General features: G+C 46.5%; 17 protein-coding genes. 10 read left to right on the plus strand and 7 right to left on the minus strand.

Features of this window, described 5'->3' with window-relative positions; translation table 11 throughout:
• Nucleotides 1–200: 200 nt before the first annotated feature.
• Nucleotides 201–584, minus strand: coding sequence for a YkvA family protein (locus QT987_RS06725; protein ID WP_333238400.1), 384 nt, complete (start codon nt 582–584; stop codon nt 201–203).
• 125 nt (nt 585–709) lie between these two features.
• Here QT987_RS06725 and QT987_RS06730 point away from each other — a divergent pair, with 125 nt between their 5' ends.
• The gene (locus QT987_RS06730) at nt 710–1450 is read left to right on the plus strand and encodes an SIMPL domain-containing protein (protein WP_333238402.1); all 741 of its coding nucleotides are present in this window, start codon (nt 710–712) and stop codon (nt 1448–1450) included.
• Nucleotides 1451–1745: 295 nt separating this feature from the next.
• Here QT987_RS06730 and QT987_RS06735 read toward each other — a convergent pair whose 3' ends face one another.
• Complete coding sequence (locus QT987_RS06735) at nt 1746–3005, minus strand: hypothetical protein (protein WP_333238404.1); 1260 nt, start codon at nt 3003–3005, stop codon at nt 1746–1748.
• Between the two features lie 695 nt (nt 3006–3700).
• On the opposite strand from QT987_RS06735, the gene QT987_RS06740 reads away from it, so the two are divergent.
• The 7 genes from QT987_RS06740 (at nt 3701) to proB (ending at nt 11404) form a co-directional block, all read left to right on the plus strand.
• Nucleotides 3701–4882, plus strand: a complete 1182-nt coding sequence (locus tag QT987_RS06740) for a F420-0:Gamma-glutamyl ligase (RefSeq protein WP_333238406.1) — start codon at nt 3701–3703, stop codon at nt 4880–4882.
• A gap of 191 nt (nt 4883–5073) precedes the next feature.
• Nucleotides 5074–6399, plus strand: a complete 1326-nt coding sequence (locus QT987_RS06745) for a GNAT family N-acetyltransferase (protein WP_333238408.1) — start codon at nt 5074–5076, stop codon at nt 6397–6399.
• 260 nt (nt 6400–6659) lie between these two features.
• The gene (ruvX, locus tag QT987_RS06750) at nt 6660–7118 is read left to right on the plus strand and encodes a Holliday junction resolvase RuvX (protein ID WP_333238409.1); all 459 of its coding nucleotides are present in this window, start codon (nt 6660–6662) and stop codon (nt 7116–7118) included.
• Between the two features lie 313 nt (nt 7119–7431).
• A complete protein-coding gene (locus tag QT987_RS06755; protein ID WP_333238411.1) occupies nt 7432–8010 on the plus strand; it encodes a DUF3727 domain-containing protein in 579 nt (192 codons plus the stop codon).
• A gap of 247 nt (nt 8011–8257) precedes the next feature.
• Complete coding sequence (mltG, locus tag QT987_RS06760) at nt 8258–9382, plus strand: endolytic transglycosylase MltG (protein WP_333238413.1); 1125 nt, start codon at nt 8258–8260, stop codon at nt 9380–9382.
• 149 nt (nt 9383–9531) lie between these two features.
• Nucleotides 9532–10053 (plus strand): YqeG family HAD IIIA-type phosphatase, encoded by a 522-nt coding sequence (locus tag QT987_RS06765; RefSeq protein ID WP_333035333.1) that lies wholly within the window; start codon nt 9532–9534, stop codon nt 10051–10053.
• A gap of 241 nt (nt 10054–10294) precedes the next feature.
• A complete protein-coding gene (gene proB, locus QT987_RS06770) occupies nt 10295–11404 on the plus strand; it encodes a glutamate 5-kinase (RefSeq protein WP_333051567.1) in 1110 nt (369 codons plus the stop codon).
• Nucleotide 11405: 1 nt separating this feature from the next.
• Here proB and QT987_RS06775 read toward each other — a convergent pair whose 3' ends face one another.
• Nucleotides 11406–12164: a hypothetical protein gene (locus tag QT987_RS06775; RefSeq protein ID WP_333238415.1), complete on the minus strand. Its 759-nt coding sequence runs from the start codon at nt 12162–12164 to the stop codon at nt 11406–11408.
• A gap of 740 nt (nt 12165–12904) precedes the next feature.
• Between QT987_RS06775 and ndk the strand changes: the two genes are divergently transcribed.
• Entirely contained in the window at nt 12905–13354 is a 450-nt protein-coding gene (gene ndk / locus QT987_RS06780) for a nucleoside-diphosphate kinase (RefSeq protein WP_333238417.1), read from the plus strand.
• Nucleotides 13355–13665: 311 nt separating this feature from the next.
• On the opposite strand, the gene QT987_RS06785 is transcribed toward ndk, so the two are convergent.
• Nucleotides 13666–14412, minus strand: a complete 747-nt coding sequence (locus QT987_RS06785; RefSeq protein ID WP_333238419.1) for a creatininase family protein — start codon at nt 14410–14412, stop codon at nt 13666–13668.
• Nucleotides 14413–14946: 534 nt separating this feature from the next.
• Between QT987_RS06785 and QT987_RS06790 the strand changes: the two genes are divergently transcribed.
• On the plus strand, nt 14947–15687 hold the full coding sequence (locus QT987_RS06790; protein WP_333238421.1) for a response regulator transcription factor: 741 nt from the start codon (nt 14947–14949) through the stop codon (nt 15685–15687).
• A 126-nt stretch (nt 15688–15813) separates the two neighbouring features.
• Here the strand turns inward: QT987_RS06790 and QT987_RS06795 are convergent, their stop codons facing one another.
• The 3 genes from QT987_RS06795 to QT987_RS06805 form a co-directional block, all read right to left on the minus strand.
• The gene (locus QT987_RS06795) at nt 15814–16014 is read right to left on the minus strand and encodes a hypothetical protein (protein WP_333238423.1); all 201 of its coding nucleotides are present in this window, start codon (nt 16012–16014) and stop codon (nt 15814–15816) included.
• A 52-nt stretch (nt 16015–16066) separates the two neighbouring features.
• A complete protein-coding gene (locus QT987_RS06800) occupies nt 16067–16822 on the minus strand; it encodes a 4'-phosphopantetheinyl transferase superfamily protein (RefSeq protein WP_333238425.1) in 756 nt (251 codons plus the stop codon).
• Nucleotides 16823–16944: 122 nt separating this feature from the next.
• Complete coding sequence (locus QT987_RS06805; RefSeq protein WP_333238427.1) at nt 16945–18258, minus strand: dihydroorotase; 1314 nt, start codon at nt 18256–18258, stop codon at nt 16945–16947.
• Nucleotides 18259–18344: the final 86 nt, after the last annotated feature.

Here is an 18344-nt window from a genome sequence, read left to right on the forward strand (position 1 = left end):
GTTAGTTTAATTTTTTAAGGGGTAAATAATACTTGGTATGCGATACCGCGAGTTTTTTTAACGTAAGGTGTGCCTAGCGCACCCTATATTATAACTAGAACGGTGATTTTTTAAACTTTAAATATTTTTGGGTCACGCGAGTTGTTTAAGGTAAGGTTCTCGGCGCGCACCCTACACTATAAATAGATAGGTAATTTTTTTTAACCTTTAAATATCCGTGTCAGCCAAATTGCTGCTAATATTCCCAAGCCAATCCAGATGGCAATAATCACAGCAGCGGCAGCCCTATTTATCGGTTTTCCTCGCTCTATTTCTGCGGCTGCTTTTTCCCGACACTCTGCTAAAACCTGTGGCGGAATCATCTTCAGTACCAGCCAAATTCCCAAGGGTACAATTATCAAATCGTCCAAGTAGCCGAGAATCGGTATGAAGTCAGGAATTAAGTCGATCGGGCTAAAAGCATAGGCAACCGTAAGCCCTGCTAAAATTCTGGCGTACCAAGGTACTCTCTGGTCTGTACTGGCTAAATAAACCGCGTAAGTCTCTTTTTTGAGTCGGCGGGCAGCTTGTTTTAACCATTGCATATAATGACTAATGACTAAGGACTAATACTTTTTTTAGTTACTAAAAATGTAACAACCCGGATATTTAGCACTTTCAGTGGGAAGGTAAAGTATAGCATCTGTTGTATGTGAGGAGAATCAAGTTTATGAATTCAAATTTGCAACGTCGCGATCGCATTAATTTCCGTAGTCTGGTAACAGCGTTATGTTTAACCTTAACTCTCGTTAGTTTTGTGAGATTAGATCCGGCGGTGGCCCAAGAACAGCGGATCAGAACGTTGACTGTTACTGGGCGGGGTGTGGAAGCGATTCCTACCACCCAAACGCAAGTGCGGCTGGGGGTTGAGGTGCAGGGGAAAACGGCGGCCGAGGTGCAGCAGGAAGCGGCGAGACGATCGTCCGCTGTGGTAGAGTTGCTGCGATCGCGCCAAGTCGAAAAACTCGAAACTGCCGGCATCACCCTCAATCCCATTTATAACTTCGACAACAACCAACAACGCTTGACGGGCTATACGGCGACGAATACCGTCAGTTTTCGGATTAATACTGCATCTGCAGGCACTTTGCTCGACGATGCGGTGAATGCCGGAGCCACACGCATCGACGGTGTGAGTTTTGCCGCCGCCGAAAGTGCGATCGAATCTGCTCGAAAACAAGCACTCAAAAAAGCCACTCAAGATGCTCAAGCCCAAGCGGATGCTGTCTTGAGCGCCCTCAACCTGAAGCGGGGAGAGATTCTGGGCATTCAAGTCAACGGTGCGATCGCGCCGCCTCCTATGTACCGGCAATTGGCTGGTGCTCGCATGGCTGCTGCTGACGCTACAACGCCTGTGGTGGGGGGGGAACAGCAGGTAGAAGCTTCTGTGACTTTGCAATTTGGATATTAATAATATAGTTAGGGGTTGAACTGGCCACATCAGCTTGACCCTAACTATTTCTCGATTTATCAAGCAGCTTTTTCTACAAAAAACTTTAGCCGTTTTAACCACTTCTGCCAGTAGTCTAGAAACGAAATCTCTCCTTGTTCAGGGGGAGAGTTCCTCAATAAATAGACTCTCTGTTAAACCGTAGGCGATCGCATTTCTCATACACAGAAAAGAGTGGACTCTTTTCTCAGATCCACTCTCTGTTAAACTCTCTTAGCCCTAGCTTTAACAAGCTAGAGTTAAGTCCTTACTTTACCTAGTCCTTAATGATTCTCTTGTCATGAATGACCACTTTGTCCTTGAGTTCAGGATTGCCGGAGATGTGAATATCGCTATCCTTATTTCCCTCTGCGTCGGATTCGGCTAGATATTGGGCAGATGACTTAAAATCGTGCGCTGCACGTTTAGCAGATTCTGCTGCATTTTGGGCCGATGATTTTAAATCATGCGCTGCACCTTGAGGAGATGGGGTTGCATTTGGGGCAGAGGACCTAAAATCAGGCACTGGAGGTTTAGCAGATTCGGCTGCATTTTGGGCAGATGATTTAAAATCATGCCCTGCACCTTGATGAGATGGAGTTGCATTTTGGGCAGATGACTTAACATCCTGCTTAACATCCTGCGCTGCACCTTTAGCAGATTCGGCTGCATTTTGGGCAGATGACTTAACATCCTGCGCTGCACCTTTAGCGGATTCAGCGGCGCTTTGAGCAGATGATTTCATTGATTCGGCTGCACTCTTACCAGATGACTTAAGCGATTCGGCTGCGCTTTTTATAGATGGCTCAACTGCTTTCGCTGTATCTTTTACACTCGATCTCAGATCCTTAGTTGCCCCCTCAATTTCCTGAGCTACAGCTTTGGCAGAAGGCTTAATTTCATCAGCCGTACTCTTAATAGAGTCCGCTGCACTTTGTACAGAAGGCTTGACACCTTCGACTGTCTGCTTGACTGACTCTTTTACTTCTCTAATGGTAGGTTTGACTTCCTCGGATGCACTCTTGACTGCATCTACTACAGAAGGCTTGGCTTCCTTAACTGTCTCATTGACAGATTCGGCTATACCTTTAATCGAAGGCTTGGTTTCCTCAACAGTCTGCTTGACTGCTTCTGCTGTAGCTGTGATAGATGGTTTAACTTCCTCAGCAGTTTCCTTTACTACCGTCCCTAGGTCTTCTACAGTGTGTGTAATACCGTCTGCTACAGCGTGTGCTGCATCCCCTAAATTATCTACAGCACGGTTAACAGTATCAGCAGTACCTTTACCAATCATCGCGCCAGCAACTGAGCCTGCTACAGCACCAACAATGCCTCCAGAGCGAGCACCGAGTATTCCACCGACTGCTGCTCCAGCTATCCTAGCACCAATGCCTGAGCCTGATGATTGATCTTCCTTTGATTCTGCATTTTCGTTAGTCTGAGCCTGAAGCTGCGCGTTTTCGCTATTGTCAACATTCTTTTCCTGGAAGTCAGGATTGGCTTCAGGTTGGTTAAAAGGCTGCTTATTATCAGTCATAGATATCCTTGGGTATTACTGTTACATTTACTAGGCTAACTATATACTTCTCAGAAAATCTACTGCCTAAGAACTAGATTTGGACTGTTACTTAAGAAGTAGATTCTCAAAAATACTTACCGCTACCGCGCTAGGGACTCGCTGTTCATTCGACCTTGAAGAAGCTGGAGGCGCGCGATCGCACATCGGGAACAGTCTTAGCTTAGCAATCTTAAAATAACTGCTTTATCCCGACTTGTTAACCGATTAAAATTAATAAACATTCTAAACTAATGTGAATTTCCACTTTATAATTTAACGCTTAAAAGCGATATTGTATAGAGTTGTAAAACCAAATAAACTATTAAATTATTGAATTAAGTGATTTGTTTTGTGGACGTTGCTGATTTACGCTAGGAAAGGTTAAATATGCAAGTCAGAGAAACCAGTATCCACAAAGATTCGGGATTTTCAACTGATTTTTTTCATGCCCTGATTAAGCAAGGCCAGATTTTGGAGTGATCTAACTCACGAGGAGAGCTCTTTGAACAGCAACTTGCCCGCTTTAGCCACCAGAGGCGATCGCACTTACGTGTAATTGGGCTAAGCTCGATCGCCCCCAACAAACTCAGCACAATCCAATTACTACCGGATCAGCGCTCAAAGTACCCGATATCGACTACAGTAAACACAAAATATTATTGGCGGTGATTTGAGTGATTGAGACTTTAGCAACAGGAATCGCAGCAGCCGGTTCGCTGCTAGCATTGGGCGGATTGGGCCTAGAGTTGAACTATCGCCGGACTGGAAGTGCAAATAAATTAGAACTAACAGCCGGAGAATGGCACTTAGCCATCTCGGAACCCAACCGCTATCTTTTAGTCGGGGAAATGGAGTTCCGCAACCTGACACAGCGGTTTGAGATTATGTTGCCGGAAGTGCGGGCACAAGTGAAACTGCTGTCAGACGGAAGTTTGGATGGCGTTACCTCCGAGACAAAGGTGATTCCTTGCCACAAAGACGCAGCAGCCAGAGCAGACGATTACTGGTTCGGCTATATTGTTAAAGCCCAAAAAAACACGAAAATTAAAGTTTCTGTAGACATTCAAGGGCAAGATTTAACCAAATTGCAGTCGGCTTGGGTGCAAGTACATTTCGTCACCTACGGCCCGGGCGGCCGCATCCCCAAAGTCCGTAACGTAGTAGTTCCCCTGCAATTTCCCAACTCGGAGACAGTACCTAATGCCCGAAATGTCGGAGTTGCCGAAGTTTTGCCGATTCGCACCCACATCCTGACGGAATTGGACAATCCCGTCGAAATTGTCAAGCGGTACGTGCTGCCGCGCGCCCAGAAAGGCGATATTGTCGCCCTCGCAGAGACTCCCTTGGCTTTGATGCAGGGACGCTATCGCCATCCCAGCGAAGTCAAACCAGGATGGGCGGCAAAGCGAGTGTGCTTGTTTTTCTTGCCGATGTCGAGTTTGGCCACGGCTTGCGGGATGCAGACGTTGGTTGATGTAGTCGGCCCTTGGCGCGTAGTCGCAGCATTTGCGATCGGCGCTGTGGCTAAAATATTCGGTAAACCGGGAGTCTTTTACCAACTTGCAGGGGAACAAGCCAGACTGATTGACGACGTTACCGGGACTTTGCCTCCCTTCGACCAATTTATTGTCCTAGGCCCGGACAATCCCCAGCAAGTTGTAGAAGAAATTCAACGAGAAACCGGACTTGCGGCGGCGATCGTAGACGCTAATGACTTGAAAGCAGTTAAGATATTAGCAGCGACCTCCGATTTATCGGTAACATTCTTAGAGCAAGCCTTGCGAAGCAACCCCGCCGGGAATGCTGATGAGCGAACACCGGTCGTTGTAATTCGACCTCTGCCACAAAAATCTTGAGTTGAAAACAGAAAATTAAAAATTCAAAAAGATGATTTGCAATTTTTAATTTTCGATCGCGCAAGAAAGGGAGAAGAATAAAAAGTTATAAGTTTTGAACTCAAAATTTACCCATTCAGAACTCAAAACTTCTCTAACTCTTCCCCTTTCTGAATTTTTATTTTTAAATTTCCATTATCCACTTTTATGCTATGACTTCATTTCCCTCCCAAAACCAAAACCAGGTTGTGATTCGCCCGTTTCAGTATCGCGACATCGAGGTGATGGAACAACTGTGCGCGGAAACAGCCGAAGAGCCAGAAAACAGCAAGGGCGGAAGCTGCGACGTGGTACTAGGTAGAAAGTTGCAGCAGATTCGCCGCTGGTACGGACTACTAAAGATTGTTAGCTTGTTTCCCAACCCCTGTCAGTCCCTGTTCCGGGCCCACGTTGCCGAAGAAGAGGGGAAAGTTAAGGGCATAATTCAGATTTCTCCTTTCAACCGCACCCGCAGCACTTGGCGGATCGATCGCATAGGAGTAGACCCGGAAGCCCGCAGCAAAGGAATTGGTTCCATGCTGCTGCGGTACTGCTTTGAGGCAGTCTGGGAGGCGCGGACATGGCTGTTGGAAGTGAATGTCGGCGACAAAACTTCCTTGGCTTTGTATCGGCAAAACGGGTTTCAGCCTTTGGCCCAGATGACTTACTGGACGATCGCCCCAGAACGCCTGCAAGAAATGGCTTCCTCGACGCCAGATTTGCCCAACCTGCTGCCGGTTAGCAACGCAGACGCTCAGTTACTATACCAACTGGATACCGCGTCTATGCCCCCCCTGGTGCGCCAAGTATTCGATCGCCACATTCAAGATTTCAAAACCAGTTTTTTCGGCGCTTTAGTCGAAGGTGTCAGACAGTGGCTGGCCAAAACAGAGGTAGTCAGCGGTTACGTGTTTGAACCGCAGCGCAAAGCCGCGATCGGCTATTTTCAGGTGCAGCTATCCCGCAACGGCCAGCAACCGCACGTCGCCCAGTTGACTGTACACCCGGCCTACACTTGGCTTTACCCGGAACTGCTGTCCCAGATGGCGCGCCTTGTTCAAGATTTCCCGATTCAAAGCCTGCAACTGGCTTCCGCTGACTATCAGCCGGAACGGGAAGCTTATTTAGAGCAATTTGGAGCAGTGCGCTTGGAACACAGTTTGCTGATGTCTCGATCGGTGTGGCACAAATTGCGCGAGTCCAAGTTGGTCTCTCTCGAAGGACTCCAGCTATCAGAAATGCTGCAAAGCTTCCAGCCAACTCGCAAACCCGTACCGGGCCGGATGTCCTGGCTCGGCCCGATGGCTGGGGAAGCAGCAGCAGGGCCCGCGTCGTCTGAGATAAAACCTCTGTTGGCTGACTCAGGAAACAGCCAAACGAATCAAGTTAACCCCTTGAACTTCCAGAATTCCGAATCATCGGCAACAGATAGCAGCAGCATTTTGCCTCTAAAATTGCCCGAATTGCCTCTAGACGAAGGCTCCCAAGACAAAAGTTAATACTTAATAGTTAAAAGCAGAAGGTAAAAGGTAGAAGGCCGAAAAAAATAGAATTAATCATCCAAAAAATTTCTTTTTTCTGCCCTAATCCCAAAATATTCCTTCTGCTTTTGATTGATATCAACTTAAGATTACCTATTTTCTTCTAACTTTCTTCTCTTATTCCTTCGCGTCCTTCGCGTCTTCGCGGTTCGTTAAATAAGATTATTTCCGCAAAAAAATAGTAAATCTAAAATCTAAAATCTAAAATCTAAAATTGAATGTCCAACGATAAATTATGGATTTCAGCACTGGGATTAGATATCGGCCTTAAACGAGTCGGCATCGCCGGGTGTGACGGCACGGGTTTAATAGCTACGGGCATTACAACACTGGTACGATCGTCCTTCGATCGAGACGTAGCTTATCTCCGAGAACTCGTGCGAGAGCGGAGAGTGCAAATTTTGGTTGCAGGCTTGCCCTACTCCCTGAGCGGAGAATTGGGCGCTCAAGCCCGACAGGTGCAGAAATATGCCAATCGCATCGCCTCCGCCTTAGAGCTCCCCCTAGAGTACGTGGACGAGCGCCTGACTTCGGTTGAGGCAGAGGAATTGATGAAAACACAAGGGATTTCGGTGTCGCAAAATAAGGGTGCGATCGATCGCAAAGCCGCAGCCCTGATTTTGCAGCAGTGGCTAGACGAGCGGAGGCAAAATATCTGTGCCCTTCCCAATCCTTGATAGCTTGTAACAGAGGCGTGATATCCTGGTTGTGCAAGTTTGCTACGCACACCTGTAACCCTTGACAAACTGGAGAAAATTCTGCTGTACCCTCGGTACTGAAGAAGCACAAAATCGTGATTTGTCCTCAGTGTCGGTTGCTGACTCGACTGAGATTTAAACGCTGCACTCCTCGCCTGTGGAAAAGGCCGCGAGTCTCGCGGTTTAAGCTGGTGGACTGGCGATCGCCCATTTAGCCAGAATATCGCCACGAAAATTCCCAATTGTCAAGCAAACGTTACTGAATTATTGACGGAAAACTAAGATACACGCGATGTCCTCATCCCCATACCGCAAAAAAGAGAATGGCAATTCCAACGAAGAGTCCGTCACCCTGACGGATGAAGTTGGGCGATCGCTGACTTGCAACATAGAATATTCTATGAATCTCGAAGGTCAAGAATACGCTTTGCTGCTTCCGATTGACTCACCCGTAGAAATTTTTACTTGGCAGGGAGACGAGACGGACGAAGCAGCAATTCCTGTAGAAGACGAGACGGAAATTGACAAAATTTTTGAGACTGCTAAAGTTGTCCTGCAAGAGCAGAACTTGACGCTCCGGCGCACGGCGGTGACGCTGACTGTGGTTGGCGAATTGCCGGAATTTCCCGAAGAGGATATGGCATCCGATGTCGATCCCGATGAGGAGTCGGATTTCGAGGAGCTGATGTGGCTGACCAGTTTCTACCACGAAGAACAGGAATATGCGATTTATACGCCTCTAGACCCGTTCTTTATCTTGGCTAGAATGGATGATGACGGCAAGCCAGAATTGCTCTCGGAAGAGGAGTTCCAAAGGCTGGAACCGATGTTACCTATGCTGGAAGACCAGTTTTTTGACGAGCTTGATTAGATATTAATTGCAGGCAAAAAACCTGATGGCAAAAAGCAGAATTTTTTACTATTTTATAAAACAGTAAACTGCTAGCCCGATCGAACTTTCTCGAGGTGGCCGCTTCTGCCTTCGCGATCGGGCTTTTGAATTGGGCCGCGTGAATTGGGTCTTTTAAAGGGCTTGTATTCGTAACTTTTCGGTCATCAATCGCAGGTCATCAGTCATTAGTCGCTAGTTACCCGCCGCTTATCCAGGACAACGGACTATGAATAAAGAACAAATGACAAAAGGCAGCGCGCGCGAGAGCCGAAAAGGAACTCCGCAAGTCTCTAAATGGTTGTTTTATCTGGCTTTGCTGCCGGTAATCTGGGGAGTTTGCGCTTGGCAAGGCTGGGCTTGGTGGAGCTGGGCTTCGGCGCCTCCTAAAATAGCTGAAACGTCAACTTCCACGCCAGAGGAGGATGCTGTTTCTATCCAAATCCCGGAGGGTACTCCTAGTCAAAAAATTGGCCGGGATTTAGAGGCCGCGGGGTTGATTCGATCGAGCTCGGCATGGAATATGTGGGCCCGCTGGATGACTCTGCAAAACCGCGAGGGAGGTTTTCAAGCAGGAACTTACCAACTGTCGCCGACTCAGCCTCTGAGTGCAGTTGCTGACAAAATTTGGAAGGGCGAAGTCGCACAGCAGAGTTTCACGATTCCCGAAGGGTGGTCGCTGCAACAAATGAGCACTTATTTTGAAGCGCAAGGCTTTTTTCCGGCTAAGGAGTTTATGGCGGTCGCGAGTCAAATTCCTTACGCTCAATACCCTTGGCTGCCGAGCGGATTGCCTCATTTGGAAGGTTTTTTGTACCCGGATACTTATCAGCTAGACGGCGATAGAATTACTCCTCAAGCTGCGATCGCACAAATGCTCACCCGTTTCGAGCAGACAGCTTTGCCGGTATATCAAAAAAATCAGAATAATACAACGCTATCTCTCAAAGAATGGGTGACTTTGGCCAGTATTGTAGAAAAAGAAGCTGTGGTTGCTTCCGAGCGGAACCGCATTTCTGGAGTGTTCAACAACCGTCTGAAAAAGGGTATGGCGTTGGGATCTGACCCGACAGTTGAATACGCTCTCGGTATCAGGCAAACTAAGGAAAAGCCTCTGACTTTTAAGCAAGTAGAAACGCCTTCTCCTTACAATACTTATATAAATCCAGGACTACCCCCAACTCCGATCGCATCTCCGGGAATAGCAAGTTTGGAGGCGACTCTGACTCCAGAAAATACAGAATACCTGTATTTTATGGCGCGGTACGACGGCACTCACATTTTCAGTCGCACTCTGGCCGAACACAATGCTGCTGTGGCTCAAGTTGACCAAAAAGTGCGATCGGGTCAATAGATGGGCAATGACTAATAAAAAAGTAAAAAGTCAAAAGTAACCCAGGAAAAGCAATAATTATTCACTTTTGATTTTTTACTTTTTCAATCTTTAACTCCCAATTTCTTATTTCTCAATCTAAAATCTAAAATCTAAAATCTAAAATCATTATGACTTGGGGTAAATTACTACAGCCTGACTTAGTTCTAGGCGATTCAGTCATGAAGTTAACGGCTGATATTCTGCAGAAATATCAGATAAAAGGATTAGTATTGGATGTGGACGAAACTCTGGTTCCCATTACGGCAATGAATGCTTCTCCTGAACTCAGCTTGTGGGTACAAGAAATTAAACCGGTGGTATCCCTATGGTTGGCGAGCAATAATTTAAGTCAAAATCGGATCGGTAGAATTGCTGATTCTTTGAATCTACCTTACATCACGGGTGCGGCTAAACCGTCCCGCCGCAAGTTGCGAACAGCAGTGACGGCGATGAATTTGCCGGTGGAACAGGTGGCGATGGTGGGCGATCGACTTTTTACGGATGTTTTAGCAGGCAATCGTTTGGGTATGTTCACTATTTTAGTGGAACCAATGGTTGATGCTGGGTATGCGCTTCGCAAGTATCCGGTGCGCTCTTTTGAAGTTTGGGTTTCTCAAGCTTTGGGGGCATCTCTGAAAATTAAAGATTAGTCATTAGTCATTAATGCGGAGGGCGGGTTTATAAATATCCAGGACGTGAATCATAGAAGTTGGTGAACCCGCCCCTACAGTATTTGTTATAATCAACTAGACATTTCCCGAAAAGCCAGCTTTGAACAGGCAGGATGCCTGTTCCACAATAATAATTATTGGAGATGTCTACTGGAAATGATATTATCACTAATAACTAATAACTACTGACTGCTGACTACTGACTATTGACTACTGACTAATGACTAAAACTATTGTTGTTAAAATTGGAACTTCGACTCTGACTCGATCGACTACCGGAAATTTAGCTCTTTCAACTATTGCTGCATTGGTCGAAATTTTAGCTGATTTGCGGCAGCAAGGCCATCGAGTAGTTTTGGTTTCTTCTGGTGCGGTTGGGGTGGGCTGCGCGCGCTTGGGTTTGACGGAACGCCCGCGAAATATTGCTATGAAACAGGCTGTGGCGGCTGTGGGCCAAGGGCGGCTGATGCGTGTGTATGATGACTTGTTTACTACTCTACAACAGCCGATCGCTCAAGTATTGCTCACCAGGGGTGATTTAGTGCAGCGTAATGGTTATGTTAACGCTTGCAATACTTTTCAACAACTGCTCAGATTGGGCGTGATTCCGATCGTCAATGAAAACGATACAGTAGCGGTAGACGAACTCAAATTTGGGGATAACGACACGCTATCAGCGCTAGTAGCGAGTTTGGTAGAAGCAGATTGGTTGTTTGTACTCACAGATGTCGATCGGCTGTATTCCGCCGATCCGCGCAGCAATCCCGACGCACAGCCGATCGCCCTAGTCCAAAGTATGGCACAGCTCACGGAATTTCAGGTGCAAACAGGAGATTCCCGCAGCGGTTGGGGAACCGGCGGTATGGTGACAAAAATTGAAGCAGCCAGAATAGCAACTGCATCGGGAGTACGGACTGTCATCACTGACGGCTGCTTTCCTGGTAATATCGAGAAAATACTTAACGGAGAGTCGATCGGCACTCAATTTGAGCCTCAACCGCGCCCTGTAAACGCTCGCAAACACTGGATAGCTAACGTGCTAATTCCGGCCGGAAAACTATATTTAGATGCGGGTGCTGTCAAAGCAATTTCCCACGGCGGAAAATCGCTTTTAGCTGCGGGTATTGCTCAAGTAGAAGGAGAATTTCAAGCTGATGATTCCGTGCAGTTGTGCGATGCAGCCGGCAAGCAAATTGCTAGAGGACTTGTGAATTATAGCAGTTTAGAATTGAGACAAATCCAGGGGTGCAAGTCCGAGAAAATTGCTGAGATTTTAGGTTATGCAGGCGTAGAAACGGCGGTACACCGAGATAATTTAGTGATTGTTTAAACTACCCAATATCGAGACAGTCGATCGGGCAATGAGCAAAGGCAGAAATTGAGGATATTTGCAGCACAGTCTTGCAATAATTTGTTTGGCTGTGTCGGAACAGCTCGTTCATCGCTTCTGTAAACAGTTGAAATACATTTTGTGCTAATTCTAAAGCTGCTTGGTATTCCGAATCTGTAAGTTTGATCTCTGCTAAAAGTTGCAACATCTCTGGCGTGTTTAAAAGGTGATAATTTTCTAAACCTCCATAAGATCCTCCAAAATCAACAGATTCTTTTTGGTTAATTTGCTGTAATTCCATTACCACTGCTAGCGCCGCCTCAAAAAAAACTTGGGCCGTTCCTTCGAGGGCTTCTACTAACACGAGTTTCTGAAGGGGAGAAGCTTTCCAAGCGTAGCGTTCGATCACTGAACAAAGCGATCGAGTTTTTTTAGTTTCTTCACCCCAAAGCAGTCTGAAATCGCCGTAACTCATTAATTGGTTTAAGCCAAGTTCCTCTAGGTATTCTAGATAGTCATGCCAGTAATAGTTTTTTTTATAAGTATATTTATTAATTAGTTCCTGAACTTTGCTATTACTAGAAGAGTCTCGCAATACATATTTATTTAAGTCGCTCAATCCCACAGCCAAAGGAGCGAGTACAGGTGCAAAAATTAGTCGTTGATTCGCGTGAATGTGTTTATTGGCTAGAAAGTCAAACAAGGGCAATTTGGCAAACTCTTGCTTTTTGGGTTCAATGAATGCTACAATGGCTTTCATACTTTTTTCGCCTAAATGGTTGCTGTCAAGATAATCTTCATACCTCCGTTAATTATCTATATTGTCGAGCATAAATAATTGTGTTTATTATCATACATATTTGTATTTTAGATCATAGGTAAGAGTGTTGGCAGTCACAGGAAATTGTGACTTGTATCATATTGTGCCCGAAGTTCGAGCATCGGGTTCGCTAGAGATAAAATGTTCTACATTTAGATTGCATATTTCAGGCTTTGCTCAAAGCGACCCCACAAAAGTTGGATTATTTTTTTACAGGCAATTTAAAAGCTGATTAGCTTACAGCAATCCTTGCAGGAGTCGTAAATTTTTGACTCCACCCCAACCCTCCCCTTATCAAGGGGAGGGAGTAAGAAATTCACAAATGATGCGAGGATGGCTATATATAGGCAAGTGAGCATTCTGCTCGAACTGCTAAAAAATGGTGTTTACAAAATCGGGATGCTGCCTGCAAATCAGTCCTAGACGCATAGGATTCTCGAAACCAGGTTTGTTTGCAAATTCATCGCTGCTCAACAAAGATTTTTCTAAGAAACCCCGTTTCTTTAACCCTTGCTTTTATTGCTTCTTCCCTCTTTTCTCTTCCCTCTTCTTATTCCTTATTCCTTCTTCCGGCGGCCATAAGTCTCCAAATGACCATTTCCAATTCTCAGAATTGCCTTTAGGTGCGTTGTGAGTTACTCTATCTTTTGGATCAGTTAACACAATTATAGGAGTTAATCTTGGAACGGACTTTTTTAGCGATTAAGCCCGACGGCGTACAGCGCGGACTCGTCGGCGAAATTATCGGTCGTTTTGAAGCCAAGGGCTTTAAGCTAGTTGGTATGAAGCTAATGACGGCGAGTCGCGAACTAGCGGAACAACATTATGATGTTCACAAAGAAAAAGCCTTCTTTGCTGGATTGGTAAACTTTATCACTTCAGGCCCTGTAGTGGCTATGGTGTGGGAAGGCGACGGCGTTGTGGCATCGGCGAGAAAAATCATTGGCGCCACAAATCCTCTGAATGCAGAACCTGCGACAATTCGGGGAGATTTTGCCGTCAATGTCGGCCGTAATCTCATTCACGGTTCTGATGCTGTCGAGACGGCCCGTGCGGAAATTAGCCTTTGGTTCAAGGAAGAAGAATTGAGTGCTTGGACACCTTGTTTAACTCCTTGGATTGTGGAATAGTTTTGATATTCTCCCGATGGTTAATCGGGAGATATAGCCTTTCTCCGATAGATGATATCGATTCCGGTTGCAGCGTCCGTAATTGTTGACTGTTGACTCGATGTTAAAAAAATGAAAATTGCGCGAATTATTTATTGGCAGCTTGATTAGACTTTACGCCCGACGATGAAGCGCGGATTTGATATCATTCCGAGGTAGCCGGAATAGATATGAAATATCATGTCGCGGACTCACTCATAACTGTAAAATATAGAATAGTTTGAGATTTTTTCTCGTTACCAGGATCTTCCTCGTAACGAGAAGAAAAAACGTTAATCGGAACTTAAAAAGTCCAAATAATTATTAGTCAATTCTTTGACTGCTAATTCGTAAAACTGCTGACCTTGTTCGGGGGTTGCCAATGCCGGATTTGAACCCATTCTCCCGTCGGGAAATCGGCGGCGGAAGTCAGCGGCACCGTAAATTTTGTGCCCGGAAGCGACTTCTTCCGAAAGCGGAGCTTGCTTGATTGCTTCTGGATAAAGGTACTGGGTTAAGGCAATTTCGCTGGGGGTGGCGTGGGAACCTTCTTGGTTTCCGTACAATTCTTTTGCTAGTTTGTAGACTGAGCCGCACATGAACCAGTTGCCGATTTGACACTGGATTTTATCGGCATTCGGTAAATTCAAGTCCGATAAATGCGCGTAAGTCTCGGAAAATGCTGCTTTCATGGTGGCAATGTTGCCGCCGTGACCGTTGATGAAGAAATATTTCTCAAATCCCGCTTTTGCCAAAGATGTGATGTAATCCCTGATTACCAGTATCAGCGTCTGCGGTCGGAGGCTGATTGTGCCGGGAAAGCTGGTGTGGTGCAAGGCCATCCCGACATTAATTGTCGGGCCGATTAAGGCATTGGCAGCTTCGCCGACACCGTGGGTGATCGCCTTGGCAGCAATGGCGTCAGTGCCGATCAAGCCGGTGGGCCCGTGCTGTTCGGTGGAGCCGATCGGGATAATTATGCCTCGCGAGCTTTCGAGATAAGCTTCTACTTCGGGCCAGGTACTCAAATGCAGCAACATGATAGGCAGTCTACAGAATTTTTACTTGCTATCGTCGATCGTAGCCGGCACGGGAAGAATAAGGAATTTGGAGCAACTTATTATTGTATTCTTAAAAAAAGCTCTTAAAGTGCGATCGCTACTTTACTGTTATATTACTTAACGTTAATAATTTAACCAATTGATTACCAAAATTTTACCTTTTAATAACCTTTTAACAGTAGTATAACAAGCATATCCCTCTAGATTGGGTGTTACGTGGTCAATTAACAGCGGGCAATGTTTTATGAAATTAACACCGACCCCGAAAAATGACCAGACTTCTGTGGCCTGGACGCAGGCAGACAGCGCGGTTCCGGCAACTGCTCTACGGCTGTATTCCTTACACGAGCAAGTAGCAAAGGTCGAGCGCGTGTCTGTGGGGTGGACTGGCGAAGGATTCTAAGCGATCGAACAAATGGCGATCGTACAAGCGATCGCAGCGCGAGAGTGCCTCAGCTACTGAAGAAGGTACCTCGCGCTAGCCACATACAAACATCACTCCCACTGATATTTATGTCTTCTGCTGAATTAAGCGAAAGTCCTTCAAGGTTGGCTGTTGGACAAGCCGGCCGTATCTTGTTATTGGAAGGTGAAGACCTGTTGCGGGAAATGCTAGCTTTAGCCCTTAAAGAACAGGGCTATGAGGTGGTGGTTACTAGCGACGGGCGCAACGCCCTGCCTTCTGTACAGGCTTCTTCGTCATACCACGGTGAGGTTGCCTTCAACCTGTTAATCATGGATTCTATTAACGGTTTGGATCTGTGTCGAATGTTACGGCATCAAGGAAATCCCGTCCCTATTTTGATTATCGGTGCTAGAGGAAGTGCCAACAATTGCGCTTTTTACCTAGAAGCCGGATCGGATGATTATCTGACTAAGCCTTTTGGAATGCGGGAGTTTATCGCTCGCTGTCGGGCGCTGATGCGACGCCAGCGCCTCGGTCAGTTGCGACAACCGATGATGCTGCAATATAAGAGCATAACTCTGTATCCTGAAGAGTGCCGCGTGTTGGTTCGTGGTCTGGAAGTGAAATTTTCTCCTAAACAGTTTCGCTTACTAGAACTATTTATGAGTAATCCCCGGCGAGTTTGGTCTCGCGATCAGTTGCTGGAAAAAATTTGGGGTCAAGATTTTATCGGAGACAGCAAAACAGTTGATGTTCACATCCGCTGGCTGCGCGAAAAGTTGGAAATAGATCCGGGTCAACCAGAATATATCATTACGGTACGCGGGTTTGGCTATCGATTTGGTTAAATTATTAAATCAGTTGTAGGGTGGTAAATTGCAGTCGAATAGACAAATAAGGACACAACATTTTTGTGTCCTTATTTGTCTATGGAGGGTGGGCTATACAATAGCTTGGAGGTGCAAGCAGTAGAGCTATTCCAGCGACTGTTGCTGTTCTCTTTTACTCGCTCGCGATCGGTATAAACTCACATATTGCACCATTTTCAAGAACAGGCAAGATGCCTGTTCCACAAAGAGTGAATTTTCTTTCTTGTGGAACAGGCATCTTGCCTGTTGCTGATGCAAGATGCCTGTTCCACAAAGAGTGAATTTTCTTTCTTGTGGAACAGGCATCTTGCCTGTTCATAAAAAGCTTATTGAGAATGCTGCAACATCTCAGCATAAATCAAAACTCCCTTGTCCACTGCCAACAATCAAGTTTCGAGCAATCTCCTGCAACCGCAACAGCCGCCACCATATCTGAACTGGGAATTAATTCAATTAAAGACCATCTCGATGCTTCTTCGGGGTTGTCTTCAACATTTAACAGCGCTGCAGGTTCTCCTGGTGCGAGGCTGACATCAAACTGATTCAGGGGAATAGAAAGTCCTTTACCAACTGCTTTGATATAGGCTTCTTTGCGAGTCCAGCAGGTGAAAAAAGCTCTGGGTTGGAGATGTTCTGGGAGCGAAAGCAACACAGAATATTCTAAGGGTGAAAAAAACTTTTCAGCAATCTCCTGACAAGGAAAGTTGGGATTTATGCTTTCAATATCGACACCAATATCTCGATTTTTGGTAATCGCAATTAGAGCCATGTTTCCTGAGTGAGACAAATTGAAACGCAGGGTGTTTCCACCTTGGGCGACGATGAGAGAAGGCTTGCCGTAGGGATTGTACTCAAAGCGTAAAATGTGAGAACTTATGTTAAGATAGCGACTCAGAATTGCTCTGAGTGCGCCACGACTCACAATAAATTGCGATCGACCTTTGGGAAAGTGAAAACCCTCGGCTTTTTTCCGCTCATCGGTAGAGAGAGTCTGTTGTAAACTCTCCAAGCAAGATTCTGTTTGAACAAGAGACACGCGCCAAACGTGAATTTCGCCCAGATCCAATGTCAAGTCTAGCGGGGGGGAATTCCACGAATCAAAAGCAGCAATCATGTATTTATCTTCTTTTCTTAGTCACCTCATCCAGCATTCCCAGAAACAGGCATCTTGTCTGTTCTACTTTTAGAAACAGGCAAGATGCCTGTTCTACAACAGATGAATTTCAATCGCAAGAATTAATAAATCCAGCTTTGTACAACTTTTCCCGTTAATTGCTGTCCCAACCAAGGCGTATTTGCCGATCGCGACTTCAGACTTGACCCGTCAACAGTCCAACTCATTTCCGGGTCGAACAAAATCAACTCAGCAGAGACTCCCGGTGCAACCGTGAGGGGGGTTTGTCCGATACAAACAGCCGGCCGGGTACTCAACACTCGCCACAGTTGCAAAGCCGAAAATTCGCCCGTTTCTACGAGTCCGTGCCACAGTAAAGGCAAAGCCAATTCCAAGCCGATCGCCCCAGGCGGACTATCAGCAAAAGCCACAGTTTTCTCCTCATAAGTATGCGGATTGTGGTCGATCGCGATCGCATCAATTACGCCATCTTTCACAGCTTGAATCAGCGCTAATTGGTCGCTGAGATTGCCCAACGGCGGTTCTAGGCGTAAATTCGGATCATAGGGCAACGAAGCAGTCAGAGCATTTTTCCCGCCGGAATCTTGAGAGTTGCCTGAAATTGCCCCGACATTCAACAGCAAGTGCATCCAAGTCACACTCGCAGTCACCGGCAAACCCCGCGCCTTGGCATCTCGAATCAATTCCACACTGCGCGCCGTAGAAACGCGCATAATGTGAACCGGAGTTCCCGCAGATGCCACCAACTCAAGCAAACCCGCCAAAGCCGAAGTTTCCGCACTCGCCGGAATTCCTGGTAAACCCAAGCGCACCGACAGCGCACCCTCTCTCACCGCGCCATTTCCTGCCAAAGTTCGATCGCACGGCCACAAAGCCACAGACTTGCCCAAAGGCTTGATATACTCCAGCAAACGCCTCACCAGAGCCGGATTAGACAGCGGCAAACCGTCCGCAAAACCCACCACCGCAGAGGAGCCCAGCTCGCCCAACTCGGCCATCTGCTGCCCTTTAACGCCCGCTGTCAGCGCCCCCCAAAAATACAAGCGGGGCAGCCCGATCGACAAATTGCGGATATGTTGCTGCAACAAAGCTAAACCGGCCAAATTGTCAACAGGTGGCGACGTATCCGGCAAAATCGCCAGCCGCGTAAAACCGCCAGCCGCCGCAGCCTGCATCAAAGATTCCAGGGTTTCCCGATCCTCAAAACCCGGTTCTCCGCTGTGACTGTAGATATCAGTTAACCCCGGCCCCAAAATCAGTCCCTGGCAATCCCGCACTTGGGTGTCAGCGGGAAACTCAGAAATTTTTTCTTCGACTGCTTTGATATTACCTTCAGCTATCAGAATATCAGCGATGCGATCGCTCCCTGAAACTGGATCTAGCACTCGTACATTTTGTAGCAGTTCGCGGCTCATATAACAGAAGGAAGAAGGAAGTTCGGCAACGGATTATGTAAGGGATGTAACGGATGGATGGAAGATGGAAGAAGCAATCCACGGCA

Source organism: Microcoleus sp. SVA1B4 (assembly GCF_036700545.1).
In the GTDB taxonomy this organism is placed as follows: Bacteria; Cyanobacteriota; Cyanobacteriia; order Cyanobacteriales; family Microcoleaceae; genus Microcoleus.